Source organism: Dyella sp., from assembly GCF_036384435.1.
Lineage (GTDB): Bacteria > Pseudomonadota > Gammaproteobacteria > Xanthomonadales > Rhodanobacteraceae > GSA-30.
In genome coordinates this window covers 1-26334 of record NZ_DASVMI010000180.1, presented here as the reverse complement: position 1 = coordinate 26334, position 26334 = coordinate 1, and the positions used below count along the sequence as shown (strand labels likewise).

The window sequence follows — 26334 nt, the reverse complement described above, 5'->3', positions numbered from 1 at the left end:
AAGCGCGGAGCGGGCAAAGCATGAAACGGGTAAAGGGTAAAGAGGAAGAGCCAGCGCGCGCAGGCTCTTCCTCTTTGCGGGCCGCGAAACGGCCCTCACCATCAACTGGAAATGGCCAGCCGCTCCGAGCGATACAGCTGTGCGGTCACCAGCACCGCCACCAATGCGGCCAGAGCGCTGCCACCAAGGCAGAACAGCATTTGGTGCATCGTCACGCCGTCGCCGCGCAGCACGCGCATCACGCCCAGATGCTGGCTCAGCAGCGGCACGGCGTACATCCATTCCTGCGGCTTCACCGGCAACGCCATCAACAGCACACTCGGCAATGCGGGCACTAGCATCAGCAGCGACAGGTAGGTCTGAGCCTCTCGGTAGCTCTTGGCAAAGGCAGCAACCATCGACTGCAAAGCTGCCAGCAGCACGATCAACGGCAAGGCCATGACCAGCACGGTGAGACAGAAGCGCACGCCCAGTTCCAGTTCCATGCCCAGCTTCTCGATCGGCAGGAAGTGTCCGACCACCGAAAATGCAATCAGGCTGATCAGCAGGCTTACCGCAGAGAACGTGCAGATAGCCGCCAGCTTGCCAGCGAAGATTCGCCAACGCGCTACCGGATTGGCGAACAGCGGTTCAAGCGACTGGCGTTCGCGCTCCCCGGCGGTGAGGTCGATCGCCAGGTACATGCCGCCCATGAACATGGTGATCACGAAGAAATAAGGCAACAGTCCGAAGATCAGGACGCCGCGCGCCTGCGCCGTGGCCTGGTCGCGCCGCGCCACATTCACCGGCCACGCCGTACTGGGCGAAAGTCCACGGGCGACCAGTCGCATGGCGCCCTGCTGGTGACCATAGGCATCGACCAGGCCGCTGACGCGTTCGACCGCCGTGCTGGCATCGCGTTGCGAGGAATCGAAAATCACCTCGACCTGTACCGGCTCGCCCTTGCGCCAGGATTTGGGATAGTCCGGCGTCACCCGCACCACGACGTCGGCATCCTGGTTACGCACGGCTTCTTCAGGGTTGGCAATCGGCGGCCCGGCAACGATGCCGCCAGCGCGCAGCGCTTCGAACAGGTGCGGCGCATACTGTTGGCCGATCACGGGCACCTTGAGCGGCTTTTCGGCTTTGTCCAGTTCGCGGTTGAGGCCGATATTGAGCATCATCACGAACAGCAGCGGTGCAAGCAGCGGGCCGGTGATCAACGCGGTCATGATGGTGCGGCGATCGCGCAGGTTCTCGCGCACTTCCTTGAAGTACACGGTGAAAAAGGCACGCGTCCTGCGTACCGGGTTCGATGTCTGGTTCATGCGGCCAGGCCCTCCTCACTGCCGATGATCTTCACGAAGGCGTCTTCCAGGTTGGTTTCACCGGTCTGGGCACGCAGTGCCTCGGGGGTTTCGTCCGCCACGACCCGGCCATGCGCGATCACCACGATGCGATCACACAGCGCGGCCACCTCCTGCATGATGTGGCTGGAGAACAGCACGCAACGTCCTTCATCCTTGAGGTGCCGCATGAACTGACGCAAGGCACGTGTGGCCATCACGTCCAGGCCGTTGGTCGGTTCATCGAGGATCACGTTGCGTGGATCGTGGATCAGGGCACGCGCGATGGCGGTTTTTACGCGCTGCCCTTGTGAAAATCCTTCGGTCCGTCGGTCGCCGATATCCGTCATGTCCAGCGTCTGGATCAGCGCCTCGCGACGCGCCTTGAGCTGAGCCTCGTCCAGGCCATGCAGGCGACCGAAATAATCAATGTTCTCGCGTGCGGTCAATCGCTTGTACAAACCACGCGCATCAGGCAGTACACCCAGTTGGCGACGCACCGCCAACGGATCGACCGCGGCATCGATGCCGTCCACCAGCACCTGCCCCTGGTCGGGTTTCATCAACGTGTAAAGCATGCGCAACGTGGTGGTCTTGCCGGCGCCGTTGGGGCCGAGCAGCCCGGTGATCTCGCCATCGCGCGCGATGAAGCTCACGCCATCGGCCGCCTTGACCGTGCCGAACGCCTTGTGCAGGTTCTTGACCTCGATCATGGGGAGGCTCCGTTGAAGTCGATGAACATCGGGGTGGGTCGCAGCCGTTGCAGGCACTTGGGGTCAAGCGCCTTGGGATCGATGTCCTCGATGAAGTGCTTGAGCAGTTGCGGTGCGCAGCCGGCGGTAATGACGTTGTGGCCCTGCCCGGTCAGCACCAAGTGGCGCCCGTGGCTCAGGCCCTTGAGCACTTCCTCGCCGTAACGCGGCGGCGTGACCGGGTCGAACTGTCCGGAGAACAGCAACGTGGGCTTGTCCGATTTGAACGGCTGGTGGAAATCGGCTGGACGCGTGCCCTTGGGCCATACCGAACACACCGTCTGCAAGGCATCGACCATGCGGGTCCCAAGAATGGTCTGTCCATCCTGCGGTCTGGGCGTCAGCAGATCGGCATCTTCGCTACAGATCACCGACGACTGCATGCCACCGTCCATGGTGTCGGCCAGATCACCCGACAACAGCTTGGCCTGCCCCAGCAGTGGTCCGACATCGCCATGGGCCGCCGCGTCGATCGATAACGGCAGCAACGCAGAGGTCACCGGCGTATAGGCGAACATGCGCACCACGCTGGCCAGTGAATATTCGTCCAGCGTGCGTTTGACGGTCTGGTAGGTCTGCGGATCGCGAAAGCTGACCTCGTGCGGATTGGCCCGCAACGCATCGCGCAGTTGGAAAAGCGTCTGGTAGGGATCGCCAAAACGCTGCTTGCAGGCGGCATCTTCGGCGCAACGCGCAAACTGCTTCTTCAGCGCCTCGTCCAGGTTCTGCGCGAAGTCTTCGCCCAGTGCCAGCGAATTGGGCACCACGCCATCAAGTACGATGCTGCGCACGCCTTGTGGATAGCGCGTGGCATATTGCTGCGCCATGCGGGTACCGTAAGACACGCCGATCAGGTCGAAGGTCGGCGATCCCAGCGCCTTGCGTACATCTTCCAGATCCTGCGCAGCGATCGTGGTGGTGTAGTAGCGAGGATCGGCCTTACTCTGGATCTGCTTCAGGCACTGGGTGATCTCCTCGCGCAGATGCACCGGATCAAATGCCCCCTCATCAGACTTGGCATCGGTCGCCTGCGGCGGCTTGCATTCGAGCGGGTTCGAGCCACCGGTACCACGCTGATCGAGCAGCACGATGTTGCGCTGTGCCTGTAGCGGCACCAGGGCGCCCGCTACACCGGTCCACGATTCGGTGGCCGCCTGCCCAGGACCACCGGCCAACATGACCACCATGTCTGGTTGCGGCACCTGTGCACCGGCCCGCAGCAAGGCAAGTTTCAGCTTGATCTTGCGGCTATGCGGATCATCGCGGTTCTCCGGCACCTCGAAGGGCGAACACCATGCACTGGTCGACAGGCCGCTATTGGGCTGTCCCAGTTCGCATGGCGTGAAGGTCAATGAGCCAACCTTCCAGGCCGACTGCACCGTGGGCGCAGCCGGTAGGCTCGAAGCGCTGGTCGCGGCCGCTGGCGCGTCGGGCACATCATCGTCGGCCGTCTTCGCCTGCGGGGTCTGGTGGAAGTGACTCCACCCCAATACCCCCAAGCCGATCAGCACGACGCCGATGCGCAATGCGGTACGTCCCTTGATCGCCATGTTCCGCTTACTCCTCTCCTGGTTCGAAGATCGCCTCGATCGAACGGCCGAACAGACGCGCGAGCTTGAATGCCAGGGGCAGGCTCGGGTCGTATTTACCGGTTTCGATGGCGTTGATGGTTTGCCGCGATACGTCCAGACGCTCGGCGAGGTCTGCTTGCGACCAGCCCAACTGGCTGCGCAAGACGCGGATCTGGTTGTTCATGGATGGCTATCCGTGGCGCTTCAATCGCCCTGGCCGACACTGTCGCGATGGGTCGCCTCGTCACGGCGCGACTGTCGCCAGCGCATCGCCGCCAGCACGAAGGCGATAGCCAGGAAACTGCTGCCCATGCCGGTCAGCATGCCCAATTGGTAATCCTTCAGATGGCCGCGACCGAGCACTGCCACCAGCAACGACACGCCGCCGGCCAGCAGGAAATGCCACGATTGAAAGCCCACTTCTTCCATGCACAGGCCATCCACGCCATAGCGTCGATTGGCCCAGCTGCGCGCTGCGGAATAGGCCACCAACATGCAGGGAAACACGCTCAGCAGGATCGTGCCATCCAGCGTGACCAGATGCGCCGCCGCCAGGAACCCACCGGCCAGGCTGAGGACCGCGACCAGCGCACTGGCCACTGCCAGGCCGACCAAGTGCGTACGTTGCTCAAGTTCATCACTGCCCAGTACCAGCCGCACCATGGCGCGGATGACCAGCGCGATCGGCAATACCGGCAACAAGGCCAGCACCCCCTTGAGCACCGGCTGTTCGATGGCGCTCAGGTAAGGCCAGACAAACAGCATGATGGCCACGTAAGCGAGCATCGCCGGAAAGAATTCTTTGTAGTAACGCCGATGCACTCCGCGCATCGGCATGGATGACTTGCTCATGGGCCCCCGCCATATGTCAAGCAGACTTGACATGGAGGCTATGCCGACACGCCAGCCCTGTCAAGCATCCTTTACACGACGAACGAAACCCCTCGGCACCCCTACCCAAAACTTGAGGGCTGATGTACAAATTTGTGACCCAATTTGCATTTTTTGGGCATGACGGACCCATGGATTGGGTCTGGCAAGGGTTCCCAGGGGTTCCCCGACATCTCTCAAACGGCGCTGTGAAGCCATTCGCAGGCGAATGGCACGTCCGTTGCTTTTGACGTCCACGTAACAATTTCAAAACCGGAGATTCACCATGCAGTGCAAGAAAGCTCTTATTGCCGCCGCCCTGATCGCTGTTGGTGGCTTCGCGATGACCGCCGGTGCGGCGACCAATCCGTCCACCACCACCTTCCAGGTATCGATGCAGATCACCAAGACCTGCACCGTCAGCGCCAACCCGATCGTGTTCGCCGCGACCGATGCCAACTCCAGCGGTTCGGTCAATGCCCAGAGCTCGGGCAACGGCGTGTCGGTGGCCTGCTCAAAAAAGACCCCTTACATCGTCGGCCTCGTGCCCTCCAACGGTAACGCCACTGGCGCCGGCAGCATGGCCGGCCAGACCAGCGGCAACACCGATACCGTCGCTTATCAGCTTTACTCCGACGCCGGCCGCAGCACCAAGTGGGGCAATACCGGCACGCTGGCTGCCGCAGGCAACGAAGTGGCCGGTACCGGCAACGGCGTGGGTAGCGGCACCAACTTCACGGTGTACGGCACGGCGACCAACATCAACGTGACGCCCGATAACTACGCCGACACCGTGACCGTGAACGTCACGTACTGATTCGGGGATCGTTTCGGTGCACGTCCTTCGCCTCCTTCCTGTCATAGGCCTGCTTGCCAGCTTGGCGCTGGCAAGTGGTACTGCGGCCGCCAGCGGCTTGCAGGTGTCGCCGGTGCAACTCACGCTCCAGGCTTCGCAGAACGCCGATGGCCTGTGGTTGAGCAACACCACCGCAGACCCCTTGCATGCACAAGTGCGCGTGTTCAAGTGGACCCAGGAAGGCGGCGAGGACAAACTCGAACCATCGCGCGATCTGGTCATCAGCCCGCCGATGGTTCAACTCGCCGGCAATGATCACCAACTGGTCCGCGCGATCCGCGTTGGCGCGCCGCCTGCGGCCGGCCAGCCTGAAGCCAGTTACCGCGTGATCATAGACGAATTGCCGGTAGGCACCGACGGCAAGAAGGGCCTGCAATTCGTGTTGCGTTACTCGGTTCCGATCTATGTAGAGCCAGCAGGTGGCGCAGCCACGTCATCGCAACTGCAATGGTCGATGCGCAGCGATGGCGATCATGCGGTGCTGGAAGTGAAGAACAGTGGCACGGCGCACGCACAGCTCTCGGCCATCAGTTTCACGGACAAGGCCGGTCATCGCACTGAAATCAACTCCGGACTGTTCGGCTATGTACTGCCGGGCGCAACGGTGCATTGGACGCTCAAGCATCCGCTGGCCATGTTTGCCAACGGAGGCACGATCGAGGGGACGGTCAATGGCGAGAAGGCCTCGCAAGCAATATCGCTGGCCACTCGCTGAAACGCTGCTACTGCAAGCGCTGCTTGCTTCGGCGGTACACGCCGCCGAGGCAGGACCGGCTGCGGCGGGTGCAGCCGCGCCCGTATCGGCTCCCGGACTGACGGTCGATGGCGCCGATGCGATCGCCGGGCCCGATGGCTCCGATCTCTACCTCGATGTCACCCTCAACGGCGCACCCAGCGGATTGGCGCATTTCGCCATGCGCAACAACGAGCTGTGGGCCAGCGCGGCCACGCTACGCCAGTTGGGCTTCAACCTGCCACCAGGCACGCCCGATCCGGTGCGCCTGAACAGCCTGCAAGGCGTCCAGGCCGACTACGATGCCTCGCGCCAGACGGTAAACATCAATGCGCCCCTGAAGCTGTTGAACCTGGCCACCACCGTGCTGGGCGCACCTCAGCAGACCGCCAACAAGGCCACCGCCTCGCCAGGCATCCTGCTCAACTACGATCTGTACGGTACGCAAGGCCAGCATGACGCAAGCAGCCTCAACGCATTCACCGAACTGCGCGCGTTCAACAGTTGGGGCGTGTTGAGCAATACCACCTTGACCCAGATGACCCACGGTGCCGGCAGCGGCTGGGACGATAATACGGTGCGCCTGGACACAACCTGGAGCACTTCGTTTCCCCAGGACCTGATGACGCTGCGTATTGGCGACACGCTGACGGGCTACCTGCCCTGGTCGCGCGCCACGCGCATCGCCGGTATCCAGCTGTCGCGCAACTTTGCGCTGCAACCGTATCGCATCAACACGCCGCTGCCTTCGTTCCTGGGGTCGGCCACGTTGCCATCGGATGTGGAGCTGTACGTCAACGGCATCAAGCAATACTCGGGCAAGGTGCCAGCCGGTCCGTTCCAGCTCAACACCATCCCCAACATTACCGGCTCGGGCAATGCCCAGGTGGTGCTGACCGACGCGCTGGGCCGCGCCACCACGGTCAATTTTTCCCTGTATGACGCCCATGAGCTGTTGCAGGCCGGCCTGTCGGACTGGTCGGCGGAGCTGGGCGTCGTGCGCGAAAACTATGGCATCAAGTCGTTCGACTATGGCCACGAGCCGGCAGGCAGTGGCAGCTGGCGTTACGGTGTGTCCAACCAATTCACCGCCGAAGCCCATGCCGAGGCGACCGATGGCTTGGTCAATGCCGGCGCCGGCGGCGCGTGGCTCTTGGGCCAGGCTGGTGTGCTTTCTGGCTCGGCCGTACACAGCGAAAATCGTGGACGCGCCGGCTCGCAGTTCGAGTTGGGCTACGAGTGGCGCAATGAGCAGTTCAATTTCTCCGTCGACGGCATTCATACACGCGGCGACTACCGCGACCTGGCGTCGCTGTATGGCGCTCCCGCACCGTCAGTCAGCGCACGCGGTTTGATCGGCTATACCAGCCAGCATCTGGGTAGCTTTGGCATGAGCTACCTGCACCTGCGCTTTCCCGGACAGGCTGCCACACGCTACGGCTCAGCCTATTGGTTTCGTGCGGTCGGCCGCAGCGGATCGGTGAACATCAACGTGACGCAGAACCTGGACAACAGCCGCGATCGCAGCCTGTTCCTGGGCTATACCCTGGCGCTGGCCGACAACACCACGCTCAGTGCCAGTGCACAACGCGACCAGGGTCGCAGCACGTTGACCGTCGACGCCAGCAAGGCCGTGCCAACCGAAGGCGGCTTCGGCTACCGCGCCGAAGGCCGCATGGGCGCCGACTCCGGCGGCGGTACCGCCGAACTGGATTACCTGGGCCGCTACGGCAGGGTCGATGCCGGCGTGAATTCGGTGGGCAATGTGCGTTACGCCTATGGCGAAGCCAGCGGCTCGGTCGCCTTCATGGGCGGCCACCTGTTTGCCACCCGTCATGTGGACGACGCCTTCGCCCTGGTCTCCACCGATGGCGTTGCCGACGTCCCGGTCAAGCTGGAAAACCGCGCGATCGGCAGTACCGACCGCCATGGCTACTTGCTGGTCACGCCACTCAATTCGTACCAGAGCAATCAATTGTCGATCGATCCCATGCAATTGCCAGCCGACCTGCGCATCGATCGCGTCAAGACCGTCGCCACCCCGGCCGACCGTACCGGCACCCTGGTCAACTTCGGTATCCATCCGGTACGCGCCGCGCTAGTGATATTACAAGGCGCCGATGGTAAGCCTCTTGCTTTAGGTACCCAGGTGCGCGTGCACGGCCACGACGGCGATGCCGCTGTCGTGGGCTACGACGGCCAGGTCTACCTGGACACGCTCGATGCGCACAACGTGCTCGACGTGGACGATGCCGAGGGCAGCCATTGCCACGCGAGTTTCGATTTCCAGCGCCAGGGCGATGGCATTCCGCAGATCGGCCCGGTCACATGCACCAAGGAATCCGCACCATGAAACATCTGTCGCGCCCCTGGTGGACCTGGGTTCTCCTGCTCGCCCTGGGCATGCTGTGGATGCTGCCCACGAGCAACGCCCACGCCGACGTGAGCTGTCAGGTGGTCGATGCACCCAACATCAACTTCGGCACCGTGGATGGCCTGATTGCCACCGCCAACGACAGCGCCAGCAACAACGTCAGCTGGAATTGCAGCAACACCGAATTTTCCACGGCTTATGTCACCCTGTGCCTGAACATCGGGGCGGGCAGCGGCGGCACAGGCGGCGGTGGCCGCGTGATGAGCACGACCTCTGGCCAGGACCTGGCCTACCAGTTGTACCAGGACGCCGCGCATCAGGTGATCTGGGGATCGCTGCTATCTTCGGCCAATCCCAACCCGCTGATGCGCAAGTTCACGGTTCCAGCCGCATCGATCACCGGATTCTTCAATGTCACCCCTGGACATGCCACGGGCAACGCCACCTTGTTCGGCCAGATCCTGCTTGGACAGATGGGCGTGACAGCCGGCAGCTATTCGAGTGCGTTCAGCGGTAACGACGCGATGTTTTCCGGCACATACTCCACCGGTTTCGGCACGTTTCCCGCCACGTGCGGCAGCGCGAACGCGGGCAGTTTCAGCTTCACGGTGAGCGCCAACGTCAACAAGACCTGCAACGTCTCGGCCGATACGTTGACGTTCCCGGCCACTGGCGTACTCGATGGCGTGGTCGATTCGACCACCACGGTGCATACCCAATGCACTAACGGCACTTCTTACCAGATCGGCCTGGACAACGGGCGCAACGCCAGCGGCACCCGCCGCATGGCTGGCGGAGGAGAATTCATCAACTACGAGCTGTACAAGGATGCCTCGCGAAGTACGCGATGGGGCAATACGTATGGCGCCGATACAGTTGCGGCGACCGGCAACGGCGCGGTGCAGAATGTCACTGTGTACGGTCGGGTGCCTGCGCAGACGACGCCGGGAGCGGGGACCTACTCCGATACGATTACGGTGTCGGTGTATTACTGACGCCTGCGGGCAGTCGAACGCTTGCCACGGCTTGCTCGTGGGAGCAAATTCATTCGCGATGCAAGAATAGGATTTGGGTCGCGGCTTGAAGGTTCTAAAACCCCAATCTGCGACTGAATCGCAGATGGCTTCGCGACTGAAGTCGCTCGCTCCTACCGCGACGAGACGTATTTTTCCCTGCGAATCTGGGCCACAGGCAGGCCAAATTCCTTGAGGGCGTTGAAGGCTGCGTCGACCATGTTGGGGTTGCCGCAGAGGTAGGCGATGTCGCGGTCGGCGGCGGGAGCGAGCTCGGCCAGGACGTTCTGGACATGCCCGCTACGGTCGTGCGGGCGTGGGACGGCGCGAGGCTGGCGACTGAGGCAACCATGGAACGTGAAACCGGGCACGCGCTGGGCGAAGGCCTCGAATTCCTCGCCATAGAGCAGCTCTTCTTCGTTGCGGGCCCCGTACAGCAGCACCGCCTCCCGGCCGCCCTGGACCAGAAGCTTTTCCAGTTGGGGAAGCATGGCCCGGTAAGGAGTGACGCCGGTGCCGGTCGCCAGCAGCAGATAACGCGGATGGCTGTCGCCCGCCTGGAGGCAGAAACGGCCATAAGGACCGCTGGCCTCGACGGTCTGGCCCTGCTCCAGGCCGCCCAGCAGCTTGGTGGCTGCCCCGCCCTCGACGTAGCTGACCGCGATCTCGATGCGATGAACCGGGCCGGAGCCGTCGCCCACCGTGCCGACCGAATAGCTACGCTTGGTCGGGGTGCCATCGTCGTAATGGAAATGCACCTGGAGGAACTGACCCGGGATGAAGGCCAGCGCCTGGCCGTCGGCGCGCTCGAAGATCAGGTGGCGCACGGTCTGGGCCAGCATGTAGCTGTCGACGAGACGGAGGGTGAACTGTTCAGCCATGGATTAGGTACCGGATAGAGAACGGTCTGTCCGGTGGGGAACCCGGACCAGCCGGCTATAATAGAGGGCTAGCCCCCTCGGTGCAGCCCATGACGTCCACTTCTTCCGCTCCCGCGCTCGTCGTAGAAAATTTGCGCAAGACCTACGGCAATGGCGTGCAGGCCCTCAAAGGTATCAATCTCACGGTGGAACCCGGCGACTTCTTCGCCCTGCTTGGCCCCAACGGCGCAGGCAAATCCACCCTTATCGGTATTCTTTCATCGCTGGTCAACGCCAGCGACGGCGACGCTCGCGTCTTCGGCGTCTCGGTTAACAAGCAGCGCAGTGAAGCAATGAAGCTGATCGGCCTGGTACCCCAGGAAATCAATTTCAACCAGTTCGAAAAGCCCTTCGACATCTGCGTGAACCAGGCAGGCTTCTACGGCATTGCACGCGACATCGCTGCCGAACGCGCAGAGAAGTACCTCAAGGAACTACGCCTTTGGGACAAGGCTCAGGATCAGGCGCGCATGCTGTCCGGTGGCATGAAGCGTCGTTTGATGATTGCGCGCGCCATGATGAACGAGCCCAGATTGTTGATCCTGGACGAGCCCACTGCCGGCGTGGATATCGAGATTCGCCGTTCCATGTGGCAGTTCGTCAGCGGCATCAACGCCGCCGGCACCACGGTGATCCTGACCACGCATTACCTGGAAGAAGCCGAGCAATTGTGCCGCAACATCGCCATCATCGATCACGGCACCATCGTGGAAAACACCACGATGAAGCGCCTGCTTGCCACCATGGACGTGGAAACTTTCGTCTTCGACACCAGCACGCTGCTGCCCGCCATACTGCCCGCGCAGCCCGGCGTCACCCTGCGTCGCATCGACGACCACACGTTGGAAGCGGAAATGTCCCGCTCCCATGACCTCAACTCCCTTTTCGCCGAACTATCGGCCAATGGCATTACCGTGACTTCCATGCGCAACAAGACCAACCGCCTGGAGGAGCTGTTCGTGCGGCTCGTCGAGCAAGGCCGCCATGGCAGCCAGGAGCAGGCGGCATGAACGCGTCAGGCAACCTCATCGCCCTTGGCACCATCGTCCGCCGCGAAATCGTGCGCATCATGCGCATCTGGACGCAGACGCTGATTCCGCCGGCGATCACGATGACGCTGTACTTCGTGATCTTCGGTAAGCTGGTCGGCAGCCGCATCGGCCAGATGCATGGCTTTACTTACATGCAGTACATCGTGCCCGGCCTGGTCATGATGAGCATCATCACCAACTGCTACGGCAACATCTCCAGCTCCTTCTTTGGCGCCAAGTTCAGCCGAGCGGTGGAAGAAATGCTGGTGTCGCCGATGCCCAACTGGGTGATCCTGCTCGGCTACGTCACCGGCGCGGTCACCCGCGGCTTGATCGTGGGTGCGCTGGTGCTTGGCATTGCGCTGTTCTTCACCGACCTGCACATCACGCACATCTTCGTGACGTTCTTCGCCGTGCTGCTCGGTGCTACGGTGTTCTCGCTGGCCGGTTTCGTCAACGCGGTATTCGCCAAGAAATTCGACGATATCGCCCTGGTGCCGACCTTCGTGCTGACGCCGCTCACCTATCTCGGCGGCGTGTTCTATTCCATCGACCTGCTCGGCGAACCCTGGCACACGATGTCCCAGATCAACCCGATCCTGTACATGGTCAACGCCTTCCGCTTCGGCGTATTGGGCGTCAGCGACGTCAATATCGTCACCGCCTTTGCGGTGATGCTGGCCTTCGTGATCGGCCTGTCGGCGGTTGCACTGTCGTTGCTGCGCCGTGGCGTGGGCATGCGATCGTAAGGAACTAGGCAGAGGGGGCAGCGCATCGACATCAAGAGCCAAAGCCCTCTCGCCCTTCCTTGCCACGCGCACCATGACGCCTTTGCCCCCCACCTTTCACTCCTGCAGCCCCTAACGCCCCAAATGCGCGTCAACAAATACATCAGCGAATCCGGATTGTGCTCCCGCCGCGAGGCGGACGAGATGCTGCTGGCCGGGCGCGTGACGATCAATGGCGAAGTGGTGACTACAGGAGCCAAGGCGCTGGAGGGCGATGAGGTAAGGGTCGATGGTGAAGTGGTCAAGCCACGCCTGCTGGCATCCACGCCTGCGGCCAAACGCGGCGTATACATCGCGCTCAATAAGCCGGTGGGTATCACCTGCACGACCGACCAGAGCGTGAAAGGCAACATCGTGGACTTCGTCGATCACCAGGAGCGTATCTTCCCGATCGGGCGCCTGGACAAGGATTCCGAAGGGCTGATCCTGCTGACCAGCAACGGCGACATCGTCAATGAAATCCTGCGCGTGGAAAACCATCACGAGAAGGAATACCTCGTAGCCGTGAACAAGCCCGTCACCGATGCTTTTCTTGCCGGCATGGCGCGCGGCGTACGCATCCACGGACAGATGACCAAGCCCTGCCGCACGCGCAAGATTGCCAAGTTCGGCTTCGGCATCGTGCTCACCCAGGGCTTGAACCGGCAGATTCGCCTGATGGCTGCGGAATTCGGCTACCGCGTCACCCAACTGCGCCGGGTGCGCATCATCAACGTCAAGCTCGGCCATCTCAAGCCAGGCCAGTGGCGCAATCTCACCGACGCCGAGCTCAAGGGCCTGTTGCCCCATCGCACGCAGTGGTGACCGTGGCGATGCGCCTGGGCCGCCACAGGCGCATTTTCCCCGTCCCCGCTCTATCCAGCGGCCAGTTCATCCAGATGCGCGAGGGCTGACCAGCGGCCGAGGCACTTGACGCAGTCGTTGCATAGTTAGATATTTAACCAATATCTTAAATAACTAAACATGCATGGCTATCGATAAGGTCTTTGAAGCACTTGCATCACGTCCTCGCCGCGAGATTCTCGCTTATCTGTCGGCACAGGAGCTCACCGCTGGCGATATCGCCAGCCGATTCGCCATGAGCGCACCCGCTATTTCGCGCCATCTGTCGGTCCTGGAAAACGCCGGCCTCGTCAGCAGCGAACGCCGTGGCCAGTACGTGGTGTATCGGCTCAATCGCGACAGTCTGGTCAACACCTTGACCGGATTCGCTTTTGAAATCTGCCCGGTTGCCGGCTCGCTCAAGCGCGAATCGCGCAAGCGGGCACCCAAGCCTGCCCGCTAACCGGAAACCCTCCATGCGCCAGCCCATTCATCGTATTGCGACTTTTCCCTCCGTCACCCTGCCGGCAGAGCCGGGGGCAGTCCCGGTTGAAGTGGTATTGGTGGCGCAACTGGGGCCGGGAGCCGGCGATCAATTGTATGCCGGCGTAGCGGCCAGGCAACGAAGCCACATACATTTCGTGGATGCGCTGGATGAGCCTTCTGCCAGAATTGGCGCCAGCCACTTCCTCGCTGGCGACCCGACGTCGCTCTACACATTTACGGTGAGCCATCGCGGCCACCCGTTTCACCGCCATGCGGGCCATCGCGTATTTACCGCGGTCTCCGGCAGTGGCGGCGCCCAGTTGCGCTTCTCGTCGGCAACGTCGGCACAATTGGCCGACGATCCGTCGAGTTTCTTTCGTAGCTTGCATGCCGTGGATATTCCACCGGACTGCATGTTCACCGTGCGCTTCGGGGGAAATACCTGGCACCAGTTCGCATCACTGCGCGATGGCAGCAGGCATCCCACTCTATTCGCCCTTTCCTGCCACACCAACGAGCTCGGCGGCGACCTGCCCGAATCGCTACGAGCCCAGGTGCTACATGGCGATGCGTCCATTCCCGCGCTGACCGAGTTGTTGCCACCAGCAGTGAATGATCTGCTGCGCGCCACGCCCTGGCGTCAATGGCAGGTACCGACCACGCGACTCGCACTGGATGCACCACCGGCTTCCGCGCTCGGCCGCTTCTGTCACATGGTGCGCGGCATGCTGGGCGGTTTTCGCTATCGCGCCGTGCACTGGCTCCCAGGTAAGGGCTTCGTTGCCGCCAGCCAGGACCGCCTGAGCGTACGATGTCAGGCGAACCTGGCCGTCGATTCGCTGCTGCACGGCCAACTGGCTGATCGTTTCCAGCATCAGGACAGCTTCACCATGGCGCTCGGCAAGTTCGATCAGATCGGTGCATCGGCCGCACCGCTACTGGGCCGCCTGCTCGACAGCTTCGTCGCAAATCCGCCTCCCGGCGTGACACGGTTGATGGCCATTCGCAATATCCTGGCACGCCCGTTTGGCCTGCGTACATCGCCGCTGGGTTGCCCGGTATCCTCGCTGCTGTCGCCTGCGCAAGAGAACCTGTTCCTGGGCCGGCACCCGGTGCGAGCACAGCGCGTCAGCGAGGACGGCCGCCATGCACAGGTCATTCTTGGTGCCAATGACAAACATCTGCGCTTTCGTTCTTGCGTGGGTGTGCGTATTGACGAGCGTAATCACGTCGAAATCACACTGGCCAACCGAGTGCTGTGCACCAATTTGTTCGGACACGTCTACATGGCACTGATCGAATCCACGCACCGCCACTATGTCAGCCCGGCGATGCTTCGGATGGCTGCCCAGCATGCGTTTTCAACAGAAAGCGCATGCCTTTCTGCACAACACCCTCATTGATGCGATCATGGCGCATGACTGATTTCCGCACCCTGCCACTCAAACCTGCCCTGCTCGCCAGCATTGACACGCTCGGCTATGCCGGGATGACTCCGGTGCAGGATCAAAGCCTGCCGCCCATACTCGACGGGCGTGACGTGATCGCACAAGCACGTACTGGAAGTGGCAAGACCGTCGCCTTCGGACTGGGCTTGCTGCAACAGCTCGATCCGGAGCTGATCCGCCTGCAAGCCCTGGTGCTGTGCCCCACCCGCGAATTGGCCGACCAGGTGAGCAAGGCCATCCGCAAGCTGGCCGCATCCATCCCGAACATCAAGCTGCTCACGCTTTGCGGCGGCATGCCTTTGGGGCCACAGTTGGCCTCGCTCACGCACGATCCGCATATCGTGGTCGGCACCCCCGGCCGCGTGCAGGAGCACCTCAAGCGTGGCAGCCTGCATGGTGGCGGCATCAAGGTACTGGTGCTGGACGAAGCGGACCGCATGTTGGACATGGGCTTCTCCGAGGCGATCGACGATGTCGCTGGTCGCATCGCAAAGCACCACCAGACCCTGCTTTTCTCGGCCACCTATCCGCAGGACATCCGCCAGGCCAGCAGACGGCTGCAACGTGATCCGGTGGAGGTCACGGTAGACACCGCGCCCGAGGAAACCACGATCGAGCAGCGATTCCACGAAGTGGAACCGGATCGCAAGCTCGATGCACTGGCACAACTGCTAGGTGCGGAAGGCGCCGCGCAGGTGCTGGTGTTCTGCAATATGCGTCGTGACGTCGATGCCGTCACCGTCGAGCTTGATCGTCGTGGCTTCTCGGCCCTGGCGTTGCACGGTGACATGGAGCAACGTGACCGCGACGAAGTGCTGGTGCGCTTTGCCAATCGCAGTTGCTCGGTGCTCGTGGCCACCGACGTGGCAGCACGCGGCCTGGACATCACCGCCTTGCCGCTGGTGATCAGCTACGACATCGCCCATGACCCGCAAACCCACACCCACCGGATCGGCCGCACCGGCCGCGCCGGGGAGTCCGGCCACGCCGTCACGCTGGTCACGCCCAGGGAGCGACCCAAGGCGCAAAACATCGAAGAGCTCAGCGGCGCGTCGCTGCCATGGCACCCGCTGAAGATCACCGCACCACGTGGCAAAACCCTGCACCTGGCGCCCATGAAGACCCTGGTCATCGATGCCGGCCGACAAGACAAGCTCCGCCCCGGTGACATCGTCGGCGCATTGACTGGCGAGGCAGGCTTGGCCGCCGATGACCTGGGCAAGATCGACATCTATGCCACGCGCGCCTATGTCGCGATCCGCCGCTCGCTGGCCAACAAGGCGTTGGAGCGCCTGCGTTCGGGCAAGATCAAGGGCCGCAGTTTCCGGGTGCGTTCGCTCGGCTAGCCAAGATCCACCGGCTGGCCGGTTTGCTGCGATTGACGCAAGGCCGTGGCGATACGCGTGGCTTCGGCGGCGTCGTCGAGCGTCAGGTCGAATGGCTGCCCATCGAGCACCGCGTCGACGAAGTGCCGGCACTGCGCCAGGAAAGCATCCTCGAAACGCTCGAAAAAGCTCGGCAAGGACAAACTGCGCACACCGTGGGCATCGGCGATTTCGACGCGATCCAGGCGTGGATTGCGCCCCACGCTGAGCTTGCCTGCCGTACCGACGATGTCCGTATGGGTGTCATGCCCATGCGCCTGGGTGCGCGAGGCATGGAACATCGCCATACTGCCATCGCTGAACTCGCACACGGCCACCCCGTTGTCGACGTCGCCCATAGGTTTGAGTTCGGGATACATCGCCGTGGTGCCGATGGCGTAGACGCGCCGGGCCGCCGGACGACCGAGCAGCCAGCGGGCCAGATCGATATCGTGCACGGAGCAATCGAGGAACAGGCCGCCGCTGGTGGGCGCGAACTTGACGAAGGCACCGCTGGGGTCAAGTTTGTCAGCAGTTTGCGAGTACACCATGAACGGGCGTCCAATGCCGCCCTCCTCGATGCGTGACTTGGCTGCACGATAGCTGGCATCGAAGTGGCGCACGAAACCGACCATCGCGCGCAGATGAGGGTAACGTTTTGCATGCTCAACAGTACGCAAGCAAGTCGGTACGTCCAGCGACAGTGGCTTTTCGCAGAACACATGCTTACCGGCATCGAGTGCCTGCTCGATCTGCTCGGCGTGCAGCGAGGTCGGCGTTATCAGGAACACGGCATCGAGTTCCGTGTCGGCCAGCATCGCTGCGTAGTCGGCATAGAGGCGCGGAGTACCGAGCGTCTCGCGCGCCCAGTCGATTTCGTCGGCGACAGGACTGCACACGGCGTCCAGGCGCGCCCGCGGTACGGCACGGGCCAGATATTCCGCATAACGGCGGCCAAGCCGGCCAAGTCCAGCCAGGCCAATGCGAAGAGAAGTCTGGTTCATGATGATCTCGAATCGGGATGTGTTTAGGCAGTTCGTGGAATCACGGGGCAGCTATTCGCGTCGCATCGCCGACCCCGTCATACCGACCTTTTCGCCGCTGCTGAAACCTTTAAAACACAGTGCGGCGTCCTGATAGAAGCGACTCCAGTCGCGATGCAATCTACAATGCAATTACAGACTGGGGCTTTGAAAGCATCCATGCCGCGGCTCGGGGTGCACGCCCCGCTTGATCACACGGAGCACTCCACTGCACGACCTTCGCGCCACGATTGCGTCGCCAGTTCGGCAAGCTCCAATGCCTTGATGCCGTCCTCGATGGTGGTGCGCACCTGTGTTCCGTGAGTCAATGCATCGAAGAAATGCGCTATTTCCAGTGCGTACGCCGCACGATATCGTTCCAGGAAGAAAGCTTCCGGTTTGTCGCTGGCAATATGGTCCGCACCCCAAGCAACGACCTGCGTGGGACGCACGTTACCCGCTTGGAGCAAGCCTTTGCTCCCCAGCACTTCGAAGCGCTGGTCATACCCATAGGCCGCACGGCGCGATGTATTGATCTGGCACAAACTACCCGCACGCGTGCGCAACGTGACAGCTGCATGCGAGATGTCCCCGGCAGCCGCCACCTCCGGCAGGCCTGGGCTGCCGCCGGTAGCATGCACACTCACCGTTTCGCCACCGAGTATCCAGCGGAAGATGTCAAAGTCGTGGATCAACATGTCTTTGAACACGCCACCGGAGCGTGCAATGTACGATGCTGGCGGCGGCGCCGGGTCTCGACTGGTCACCACCAGCATTTCCGGCTCACCGATCTCGCCAGCGTCCAGGCGCCCCTTCAACGCGGCAAAGGTGGGATCGAAGCGGCGCTGGAAACCGATCATGCAGGTCACACCCGCTTTCCTGACTGCCTCCGCGCAGGCACGCGCGCGCTGCACATCCAGATCGACTGGCTTCTCGCAGAAGATCGCCTTACCTGCCGCAGCCGAGCGCTGGATCAGGTCGGCATGCGTGTCGGTGCTTGAGCCGATCACTACCGCGCCTATGCCTGGATCGGCGAGCACCTGCTCCACCGAGGCTACTTGCGCAGCGTGTCTGGCTGCCAGTTGCGCAGCCGATGGCTCGTGCACGTCGACCACATATTGCAAGCACGCATGCGGATGTTGTGCCACGTTGTCTGCGTGGATGTTGCCGATACGGCCGGCGCCGAACACGGCCACGTTGATGGTTTCAGTCATCGTATTCTCCAGGGTGCGAGGTTTCTTCAACTTTCAATTCGAGGCGATACGCCAGGGCGACGAACAGCGCCTGGCAAAGGCAGATGGTGCTGGTCAGGCCACGAAAGGCGAATGCGCTGCCTTCGTTGACCTTGAGCACGGCCTGGGCGTCACGCGCAAGCGGTCCGAGAGCGCTGTCGGTCACCGCCAAGACCTTTGCCTTGTGCTGGTGCGCCACGCGCGCGCAGTAGAGGGTTTCCTTGCCGTACGGGGGAAAGCTGATCGCGATCATCGCGTCACCGGGCCCGATGCTGCGGATCTGCTCGCGGAACATGCCGCCTAACCCGCTGACCAGGTGCACGCGCTTTTGCGTATGTTGCAGCGCATAGGCGATATAACTGGCGATGCCGAAAGTGCGACGCACGGCCACCACGTAGATGTTTTCGGCCTTGGCCAGTAGTTCCACTGCGGCTTCGAACTGCGTCGCATCGAGTTCGCCGGCCAGTTCGTCCAGGCCAACGCGGCTGGCGTCGATGAAGCGCAGCGCCATCTGCGCAGGACTGATCGGTTCGGCGCCGTCGGCGATGACCTTGCGAATGCGCTGCTGATAACTGCGAGCCGGAGTGGTGGCCTCGGTATAGGTGCTACGAAAGACCGCCTGCATTTGCGAAAAACCGGAATAGCCGAAACGCTGTGCGAAACGCACTACAGCCGAAGGATGTACCCCCGAGCCGTCGGCCACTTCATTGACACGCTGCACCATGATGTTGGCGCGCTGCTGCTCCAGATAGGTCGCCACGCCCTGCAACTGGCGCGGAAGACTGTCGAACTCGTCCGCGATGCGTTGCAACAATTCGTCAACGGCGCTCCGTTTGCTCATGCGTTCTCCACCCGATCGTCAGATAAACCAAGCCGTCCAGGCGCTCCTGCTTCCCTGGCCGGGCATCGCCCGCCTCGGCGCATGTTATGCCTCACATGGAATTTTTCTTCCAGTTTTTTTCATTGTGCAATGCAAATTGCAAAATGCGTCGTAGCGTCCTTATGCTCGCCTGGCCCACCTCGATGCCCGTGCCCCGTGCATGGCATCCCGTAACCCACGTCGGCTCGATACGTAAAGGCCGGCACATTCAGCGGAGGCTTGATATGCGCGTTCGGAAGATTTCGTTGTGGCTCGCGACACTGATGGCAGGAGCCATGGCGTTGCCGACGACCAGCCTGGCCGCAGACGGCCCCCACGCCAACGAGCGGTATGTGCTGATCAGCCACGCTCCCGATTCGGATTCGTGGTGGAACACGGTGAAGAACTCGATCAAGCAGGCCGGTGAGGACTTCGGCGTGCAGGTCGACTATCGCAACCCACCCAATGGTGATCTGGCCGACATGGCCCGACTGCTCGAACAAGCCGCCGCACGCAACTACAACGGCGTAGCTTTCGACATCGCTGACTACGACGTGCTGTCCAAGCCTGCCATGCGCATCACCGCAAAAGGAATTCCTGTCGTCACGCTCAACTCCGGCACCGATGAGGAAAGCCGCAAGCTCGGCGCGATCATGCATATCGGCCAACCCGAATACGACGCTGGCAAGGCGGCGGGCGAACGGGCCAAGGCCGCAGGGGTGAAGTCCTTTGTCTGCGTCAACCACTACGCCACCAACGTCGCCTCCATGCAGCGCTGCAAGGGCTTTGCCGATGCGATCGGCGTGGACTACAAATCTTCGATGATCGATACCGGCGTGGACCCGAGCACGGTAGCCAGCAAGGTCGGAGCGTATCTGCGCAGCCGTCCCGATACCGGTGCGGTGCTTGCCCTGGGGCCAAATTCGGCCGAACCGACCATCCAGGTGCTTGAGCGCATGGGCAAGGCAGGCAAGATCTACTTTGGCACCTTCGATTTGTCACCGGCCATCATTGATGCTGTGAAGAAGGGCGAGCTCAACTTCGCCATCGATCAGCAACCGTACCTGCAAGGCTACATGTCCGTCGCTGCCGCGATCATTGCCTATGAGGACAAGACCAAGGACCCAGCGGCGATCATCGCCACGCTGAAGGCCAACCCGAAGTTTCAGGCACGCCTGAAAACCTATGGGCTGGAGCCGATCTACACCCAGGACGGCGTGCGATCCGGCCCAGCCTTCGTCACCAAGGACAACGTGGCGACCGTCGAGAAATACGCCGGTCAGTACCGTTGACCGTGTGCATGTTGTCCATCGAGCAAGTCCAGGCAGGCCATCCATGAATGCAATCAGTCCCAACATGACCGGATCCCTCAGCAAAACCCCATCGGCCGCCAGGCCCGCAGACGAACGCGTGCGGCGCATTTCACCGTGGCGCGCCCTGCTCCACCGGCCCGAACTGGGCTCCATCGCCGGCACTGTGCTGATCTTCATGCTGTTCGGCGTTTTCGCTGGCGATTCGGGGATGTTCAACCTCGATGGCGTGATGAACTGGTCTACCGTTGCCGCCTACCTGGGCATCATCGCCGTAGGGGCATGCGTGCTGATGATCGCCGGTGAATTCGACCTGTCCATTGGCTCGATGATCGGCTTCGCCGGCATGATGATGGCAGTACCGGCGATGTTTCTCGGTTGGCCGATGTGGGCCTCGATGCTGTTCGCCTTCGTCGGTTGCATGGCGCTGGGCTGGCTCAACGGGTATCTGGTGGTACGTACCCGGCTACCCAGCTTCATCGTCACACTGGCTTTCATGTTCATCCTGCGCGGCCTGACCCTTGTGCTGTCCACGCATTTCTCCAACTCCACCATTGTCAGCGGCGTCGGCGACAAGCTGGATGCGGACCCGGTCGTGCATACGCTGTTCCAAGGCACCACGCTACATGGGCTGTTCAGCTGGATGGCAAGTCTTGGCCTGATAGAAAAGCTACCCAACGGTGAGCCCGTCGTCGCCGGCCTGCCCAAGGTGATCCTGTGGTGGCTCGGTGTGGCCGCGATCGCTGGCTTCATCCTCTCGCGCACGCGCTTTGGCAACTGGATCTTCATGGTGGGTGGCGATACGAATGCAGCCCAGAATGTAGGTGTTCCGGTACGCCGGGTGAAGATCAGCCTGTTCGTGTTCACCGCGTTTTGCGCCTGCCTGTTCGGTGTACTGCAGGTGGCAGATGTGGGCTCGGCTGCGGCCGATCGCGGCTTGCAGAAAGAATTCGAAGCGATCATCGCCGCAGTCATTGGCGGCGCATTGCTGACCGGTGGCTATGGCTCGGTGCTGGGCGCATGCTTCGGCGCAGTGATTTTCGGCGTGGTACAGATCGGTATCTCCTACACCAACTTCGATTCGGACTGGTACCGCGTCTTCCTCGGCGGCATGTTGCTACTGGCGGTGCTGTTCAATCACTACATCCGCTCGCGCGCCACGGCGAGCAAGTAAGGAGCGCGGCCATGACCGATGGAAAAACAGACGACTACATCTTGCAGCTCGAAGGCATCAGCAAATACTTCGGCTCGGTGATCTCCCTGCAAGACGTAACGCTGCGACTGCGCCGCGGCGAGGTGCATTGCCTCCTTGGCGACAACGGAGCGGGCAAATCCACCCTGATCAAGACCTTGGCCGGCGTGCACCGACCCAACAAGGGACGTTATCTGGTCGAAGGCCAGGATGTTAACTTCAGATCGCCACGCGAGGCGCTCGACAAGGGTATCGCCACGGTTTACCAGGACTTGGCCCTGGTGCCTTTGATGAGCGTGGCGCGCAACTTTTTTGCCGGTCGCGAGCCGATGAAGAAGCTGTTTGGCGTATTGCCGGTGATGGACCTGCAACATGCCGCGGAGGTCGCCGAATCGAAGTTGGCCGAGATGGGAATCCACGTACGCTCGCCGCACCAGCCGGTTGGCACCATGTCTGGTGGCGAGCGGCAATGCCTGGCGATCGCACGCGCGATCCACTTCGGCGCCAAAGTGCTTATCCTGGATGAACCCACAGCCGCGCTGGGCGTGAAGCAGAGCTGCAATGTGTTGAAGTTGATCCACAAAGCGCGGGAGCGCGGCATCTCGGTGATCTTTATTACCCACAACGTGCATCACGCCTATCCCATCGGTGACAGCTTCACCCTGCTCAATCGCGGCCAGTCGATGGGTACCTTCGCCAAGGACACCATCAGCAAGGAGCAGGTGCTGGACATGATGGCCGGCGGTACCGAGATCCAGAGTCTGTTCAACGAACTGGAAGGTCGCGCCGCCGCTTGATGGTTTATGGCGGGGACGGGGGCGATGTGCGACATCCCTCCCCCCGGTACGGACCGCACGTTTTTGACGGCATGCTCCGAATCCGTCGTACACCGCGCCCGTCCTCGCCGCCTTGTCCCGCAAACGTGGGCACACTTTTCCGAAGAAGTACCGCCATGAATGAACCTCGCTACGATCTGATCTGCCTCGGCCGCCTCGCCGTGGATCTGTACGCCCACCAGGACGGTGCCCGCCTGGAAGATGCTTCCAGTTTTGCCAGATATCTCGGCGGGTCATCGGGCAACTGCGCATTCGGCACTGCACGTTTGGGCTTGCGCTCGGCCATGCTGACCCGCGTCGGCGATGACCACATGGGGCGCTTCCTGCGCGAGACGCTGGACAAGGTTGGCTGCGATACCAGCCATCTGTCGACCGATCCGCAGCGCTTGACTGGCCTTGTGCTGCTTGGCATCAAGGACCGCGACACGTTTCCGCTGATCTTCTATCGCGAGAACTGCGCCGACATGGGTATCCAGGAAAGCGATATCGATGAGTCTTTTATCGCATCGGCCCGCGCCCTGGCCATCACGGGCACGCATTTTTCCACCCCTTCCGTACATGCTGCCAGCACACTGGCACTGCGCCATGCGCGCCGCCATGGCGTGAAGACCGTACTGGACATCGATTATCGTCCCGTCCTATGGGGCTTGACCGGCCGTGGTGATGGACAGACGCGCTTCATTGCCAACGATGGGGTCACCACGCATCTACAAGGCATCTTGCCGGCGTTCGATCTCATCGTCGGCACCGAGGAAGAATTCCACATCGCCGGCGGCAGCCAGGATCTCATCGTGGCGCTGCGCAAAGTGCGCGAACTGACGCCGGCTTTGCTGGTGGTCAAACGAGGCGCCCTGGGCTGCAGTGTCATCGACGGTGATGTACCGGCACGCATCGACGACGCGCCGACCTACCTGGGCACACGCGTGGACGTGCTCAACGTGCTTGGTGCCGGCGATGCCTTCATGTCCGGCTTTCTCTACGGCTGGCTGCGCGGCGAGCCGATCGACCGATGCTGCGCGTTTGCCAACGCATGCGGCGCCATCGTCGTATCGCGCCATGGCTGCGCGCCGGCGATGCCCAGCCGCCAGGAACTTGACTACTTCCTCGCGCACGCCGATCGCCTGCGACAACCCGATCGCGACACCGAGCTGGCGCACCTGCACCGCGTAACGGTCGAGCGCTCCCACTGGGACGATCTTCACATCTTCGCCTTTGATCACCGCAATCAATTCTTCGAACTCGCGCGCGATAGCGGCGCGACTGAAACACGCATACCGCATCTCAAGCGGCTGCTGGTAGACGCCGTGGCTTTGGCGGCACGCAGCCTGGATTTGCAGGGTCGCGTGGGCCTGCTGGCCGATCAGCGTTACGGCCAGGACGCGCTGCATGCGGCCACTGGCCGAGGATGGTGGATTGGGCGACCGGTCGAGATGCCCGGCTCGCTTCCGCTGGAATTCGAATACGGCCGCTCCGTCGGTACGCAACTGTTGCATTGGCCCGCCGAGCACGTCGTCAAGTGCCTGGTTGCTTTCGACCCGGACGATTCGCCGGAAAGGCGATTGGAGCAGGAAACCCAACTGCTGTCTTTGTACGATGCCACCCGTCACAGCGGGCATGAGCTGCTGCTGGAAGTCATCCCACCCCATCTTCCGCATGCCGGGACAACGCCGGGCGAGCGCGTGCTGCGTGCGCTCAAGCGCATCTACAACCTGGGTATTCGCCCCGAGTGGTGGAAGCTCGCCCCCGTCGCCACGCAGGACTGGAAAGCGATCGATGCGCTGATCGCCGAACGCGACCCGCATTGCCGTGGCGTGCTGCTACTGGGATTGAACGCTCCGTTCGACGAGCTGGCCAAGGGCTTTCGCGCAGCCGCCCACAGTACAAGCTGCCGAGGCTTCGCCGTGGGGCGCAGCATTTTCAGCGAACCGGCTGGTGCATGGCTTCGTGGTGACATCGGTGACGACGAACTGGTCCGGCGTGCCGCGCAGAAGTTTGGCGAACTGGCCGCACTATGGCGTGAAGCGCGACAATCACGCACCAGCGCCAAGGCCGTGGGAGCCGCTGCATGAGTTCCACGGTTCGCCTCACGATGGCGCAGGCCCTGGTTCGTTATCTTGCCGCGCAGCGCATGGATGACGACCAAGGCCATGCCGTACCGCTATTTGGTGGCGTATTCGCCATCTTTGGCCACGGTAACGTGGCCGGCCTGGGGGAGGCGCTGTATCAACTGCGCGAGGCACTGCCGACCTACCGCGCGCACAACGAACAGGCGATGGCCAACGCGGCCATCGGTTATGCCAAGGCGCACATGCGCCGACGCATGATGGCCGTGACGACGTCGATTGGACCGGGCGCGACCAACCTGGTGACCTCCGCTGCCCTGGCCCACGTCAATCGCCTGCCAGTGCTTTTGCTGCCCGGCGATATCTTCGTATCGCGTGCGCCGGACCCAGTGCTGCAACAACTGGAGGACTTCGGCGACGGCACGGTCAGCGCCAATGATTGCCTGCGTCCGGTATCGCGCTACTTCGATCGTATCGTCAGGCCCGAACAATTGCTCACGGCGCTGCCACGCGCACTTCGCATACTGACAGACCCGGCGCTGTGCGGCCCGGTCACGCTGGCGCTGCCACAAGATGTACAGACCGAGGCATATGACTGGCCGGAGGATTTCTTCGCCGAACGCAGGCATACCATCCGTCAGCTCCCACCCGTCACGCATGACATCGAAGCAGCCGCCAAGGTGCTGCGACATGCTCGTCGGCCGGTATTGATCGCCGGCGGTGGAGCGCTTTACGCCGGTGCCAGCCAGACGCTGCGCGCTTTCGCCGAGCGACATGGCGTGCCGGTTGCCGAAACCCAGGCCGGCAAGGGCACGTTCGCCTGGGATCATCCACTGCAATTGGGGCCCGCAGGGGTATGCGGCTCGACCGCCGCCAATGCATTGCTGGCCGAGGCCGATGTCGTGATCGCGGTCGGCACGCGCTTGCAGGATTTCACTACCGGCTCGAACGCGCTTTACGCGAACGCACGCATCATCACGCTCAATGTCAACGGCCACGACCTGATCAAGGGCAACGTGGAGATTCAGGCCGATGCCGATCTGGGCCTGCAGGCCTTGTCCGCCAGCCTGGGGGGCTGGCAGGGCGACGCGGCATGGACTCAGCGCGCCATCGACGAAGCTGCCCAATGGCGCGACATCGTCGACACGATCACCCAGCGCCGACAGTTACCGGCCGATATGCTGCCCTATGACGGGGAGGTCATCGGGGCCGTGCAGCGGTCATCGAAGGATTCGGCACGAGACGATATCGTCGTCTGTGCCGCTGGCACATTGCCTGCCGAGTTGGAGAAGTTGTGGCGCACCTCGACGCCTGGCGGCTACCACATGGAATACGGCTACTCCTGCATGGGTTACGAGATTGCCGGCGGCCTGGGTGTGAAGATGGCCAGGCACGAGCGCGAGGTGATCGTGATGCTTGGCGACGGCAGCTACCTCATGCTTAATGCCGAGATAGCCACCTCTGTGA

Annotated in this window: 24 protein-coding genes; 15 read left to right on the top strand and 9 right to left on the bottom strand. The window is 62.2% G+C overall.

Translation table 11 applies throughout. From position 1 onward, the window contains the following. Positions 1–101 precede the first annotated feature (101 nt). The 5 genes from VF436_RS18970 to VF436_RS18950 are packed head-to-tail and all read right to left on the bottom strand — an operon-like array spanning position 102 to position 4500. On the bottom strand, positions 102–1307 hold the full coding sequence (locus VF436_RS18970) for an ABC transporter permease (RefSeq protein ID WP_330905611.1): 1206 nt from the start codon (positions 1305–1307) through the stop codon (positions 102–104). Continuing rightward, positions 1304–2038: an ATP-binding cassette domain-containing protein gene (locus VF436_RS18965; protein ID WP_330905610.1), complete on the bottom strand. Its 735-nt coding sequence runs from the start codon at positions 2036–2038 to the stop codon at positions 1304–1306. The genes VF436_RS18970 and VF436_RS18965 overlap by 4 nt, the downstream gene beginning before the upstream one ends. Continuing rightward, a complete protein-coding gene (locus VF436_RS18960; RefSeq protein WP_330905609.1) occupies positions 2035–3627 on the bottom strand; it encodes an alpha/beta hydrolase in 1593 nt (530 codons plus the stop codon). Before VF436_RS18960 ends, VF436_RS18965 begins: the two co-directional genes overlap by 4 nt. Positions 3628–3634: 7 nt before the next feature. Then, positions 3635–3832, bottom strand: coding sequence for a helix-turn-helix transcriptional regulator (locus VF436_RS18955; protein WP_330905608.1), 198 nt, complete (start codon positions 3830–3832; stop codon positions 3635–3637). 20 nt (positions 3833–3852) lie between these two features. Further along, positions 3853–4500, bottom strand: coding sequence for a hypothetical protein (locus VF436_RS18950; protein ID WP_330905607.1), 648 nt, complete (start codon positions 4498–4500; stop codon positions 3853–3855). A 304-nt stretch (positions 4501–4804) separates the two neighbouring features. Between VF436_RS18950 and VF436_RS18945 the strand changes: the two genes are divergently transcribed. The 4 genes from VF436_RS18945 to VF436_RS18930 are packed head-to-tail and all read left to right on the top strand — an operon-like array spanning position 4805 to position 9476. Then, on the top strand, positions 4805–5335 hold the full coding sequence (locus tag VF436_RS18945) for a Csu type fimbrial protein (RefSeq protein ID WP_330905606.1): 531 nt from the start codon (positions 4805–4807) through the stop codon (positions 5333–5335). Between the two features lie 16 nt (positions 5336–5351). After that, the gene (locus tag VF436_RS18940; RefSeq protein WP_330905605.1) at positions 5352–6089 is read left to right on the top strand and encodes a molecular chaperone; all 738 of its coding nucleotides are present in this window, start codon (positions 5352–5354) and stop codon (positions 6087–6089) included. Continuing rightward, complete coding sequence (locus tag VF436_RS18935) at positions 6046–8460, top strand: fimbria/pilus outer membrane usher protein (RefSeq protein ID WP_330905604.1); 2415 nt, start codon at positions 6046–6048, stop codon at positions 8458–8460. Before VF436_RS18940 ends, VF436_RS18935 begins: the two co-directional genes overlap by 44 nt. After that, positions 8457–9476, top strand: a complete 1020-nt coding sequence (locus VF436_RS18930) for a spore coat U domain-containing protein (protein WP_330905603.1) — start codon at positions 8457–8459, stop codon at positions 9474–9476. The genes VF436_RS18935 and VF436_RS18930 overlap by 4 nt, the downstream gene beginning before the upstream one ends. A gap of 152 nt (positions 9477–9628) precedes the next feature. On the opposite strand, the gene VF436_RS18925 is transcribed toward VF436_RS18930, so the two are convergent. Then, positions 9629–10375: an FAD-binding oxidoreductase gene (locus VF436_RS18925; RefSeq protein WP_330905602.1), complete on the bottom strand. Its 747-nt coding sequence runs from the start codon at positions 10373–10375 to the stop codon at positions 9629–9631. A gap of 89 nt (positions 10376–10464) precedes the next feature. Here VF436_RS18925 and VF436_RS18920 point away from each other — a divergent pair, with 89 nt between their 5' ends. The 6 genes from VF436_RS18920 to dbpA all read left to right on the top strand — a co-directional run bounded on the left by VF436_RS18920 (position 10465) and on the right by dbpA (position 16335). Further along, positions 10465–11424: an ABC transporter ATP-binding protein gene (locus VF436_RS18920; protein WP_330905601.1), complete on the top strand. Its 960-nt coding sequence runs from the start codon at positions 10465–10467 to the stop codon at positions 11422–11424. Beyond that, the gene (locus VF436_RS18915) at positions 11421–12194 is read left to right on the top strand and encodes an ABC transporter permease (RefSeq protein ID WP_330905600.1); all 774 of its coding nucleotides are present in this window, start codon (positions 11421–11423) and stop codon (positions 12192–12194) included. Before VF436_RS18920 ends, VF436_RS18915 begins: the two co-directional genes overlap by 4 nt. A 123-nt stretch (positions 12195–12317) precedes the next feature. Further along, the gene (locus tag VF436_RS18910; protein WP_330905599.1) at positions 12318–13037 is read left to right on the top strand and encodes a pseudouridine synthase; all 720 of its coding nucleotides are present in this window, start codon (positions 12318–12320) and stop codon (positions 13035–13037) included. Positions 13038–13200: 163 nt separating this feature from the next. Further along, positions 13201–13518, top strand: a complete 318-nt coding sequence (locus VF436_RS18905; protein ID WP_330905598.1) for a metalloregulator ArsR/SmtB family transcription factor — start codon at positions 13201–13203, stop codon at positions 13516–13518. 13 nt (positions 13519–13531) lie between these two features. Further along, positions 13532–14944, top strand: coding sequence for a DUF2867 domain-containing protein (locus VF436_RS18900; RefSeq protein WP_330905597.1), 1413 nt, complete (start codon positions 13532–13534; stop codon positions 14942–14944). A gap of 14 nt (positions 14945–14958) precedes the next feature. After that, on the top strand, positions 14959–16335 hold the full coding sequence (gene dbpA, locus VF436_RS18895) for an ATP-dependent RNA helicase DbpA (RefSeq protein ID WP_330905596.1): 1377 nt from the start codon (positions 14959–14961) through the stop codon (positions 16333–16335). On the opposite strand, the gene VF436_RS18890 is transcribed toward dbpA, so the two are convergent. The 3 genes from VF436_RS18890 to VF436_RS18880 form a co-directional block, all read right to left on the bottom strand. Next, positions 16332–17357, bottom strand: a complete 1026-nt coding sequence (locus VF436_RS18890; protein ID WP_330905595.1) for a Gfo/Idh/MocA family oxidoreductase — start codon at positions 17355–17357, stop codon at positions 16332–16334. The two genes, dbpA and VF436_RS18890, sit on opposite strands and share 4 nt — an antisense overlap. Positions 17358–17587: 230 nt before the next feature. Then, complete coding sequence (gene iolG / locus VF436_RS18885; RefSeq protein WP_330905594.1) at positions 17588–18589, bottom strand: inositol 2-dehydrogenase; 1002 nt, start codon at positions 18587–18589, stop codon at positions 17588–17590. Beyond that, positions 18582–19448 (bottom strand): MurR/RpiR family transcriptional regulator, encoded by an 867-nt coding sequence (locus VF436_RS18880; protein WP_330905593.1) that lies wholly within the window; start codon positions 19446–19448, stop codon positions 18582–18584. Before VF436_RS18880 ends, iolG begins: the two co-directional genes overlap by 8 nt. A 263-nt stretch (positions 19449–19711) precedes the next feature. On the opposite strand from VF436_RS18880, the gene VF436_RS18875 reads away from it, so the two are divergent. From VF436_RS18875 to iolD, 5 genes are all read left to right on the top strand, one after another. Continuing rightward, on the top strand, positions 19712–20758 hold the full coding sequence (locus VF436_RS18875; RefSeq protein ID WP_330905592.1) for a sugar ABC transporter substrate-binding protein: 1047 nt from the start codon (positions 19712–19714) through the stop codon (positions 20756–20758). Positions 20759–20822: 64 nt separating this feature from the next. Further along, positions 20823–21950, top strand: coding sequence for an ABC transporter permease (locus tag VF436_RS18870; protein WP_330905591.1), 1128 nt, complete (start codon positions 20823–20825; stop codon positions 21948–21950). Positions 21951–21961: 11 nt separating this feature from the next. After that, positions 21962–22765, top strand: a complete 804-nt coding sequence (locus tag VF436_RS18865) for an ATP-binding cassette domain-containing protein (RefSeq protein ID WP_330905590.1) — start codon at positions 21962–21964, stop codon at positions 22763–22765. 155 nt (positions 22766–22920) lie between these two features. Continuing rightward, positions 22921–24873, top strand: a complete 1953-nt coding sequence (locus VF436_RS18860; RefSeq protein WP_330905589.1) for a bifunctional 5-dehydro-2-deoxygluconokinase/5-dehydro-2-deoxyphosphogluconate aldolase — start codon at positions 22921–22923, stop codon at positions 24871–24873. Next, a partial coding sequence (gene iolD / locus VF436_RS18855; RefSeq protein ID WP_330905588.1) for a 3D-(3,5/4)-trihydroxycyclohexane-1,2-dione acylhydrolase (decyclizing) occupies positions 24870–26334 on the top strand: 1465 nt, incomplete at its 3' end. The genes VF436_RS18860 and iolD, both read left to right, overlap by 4 nt.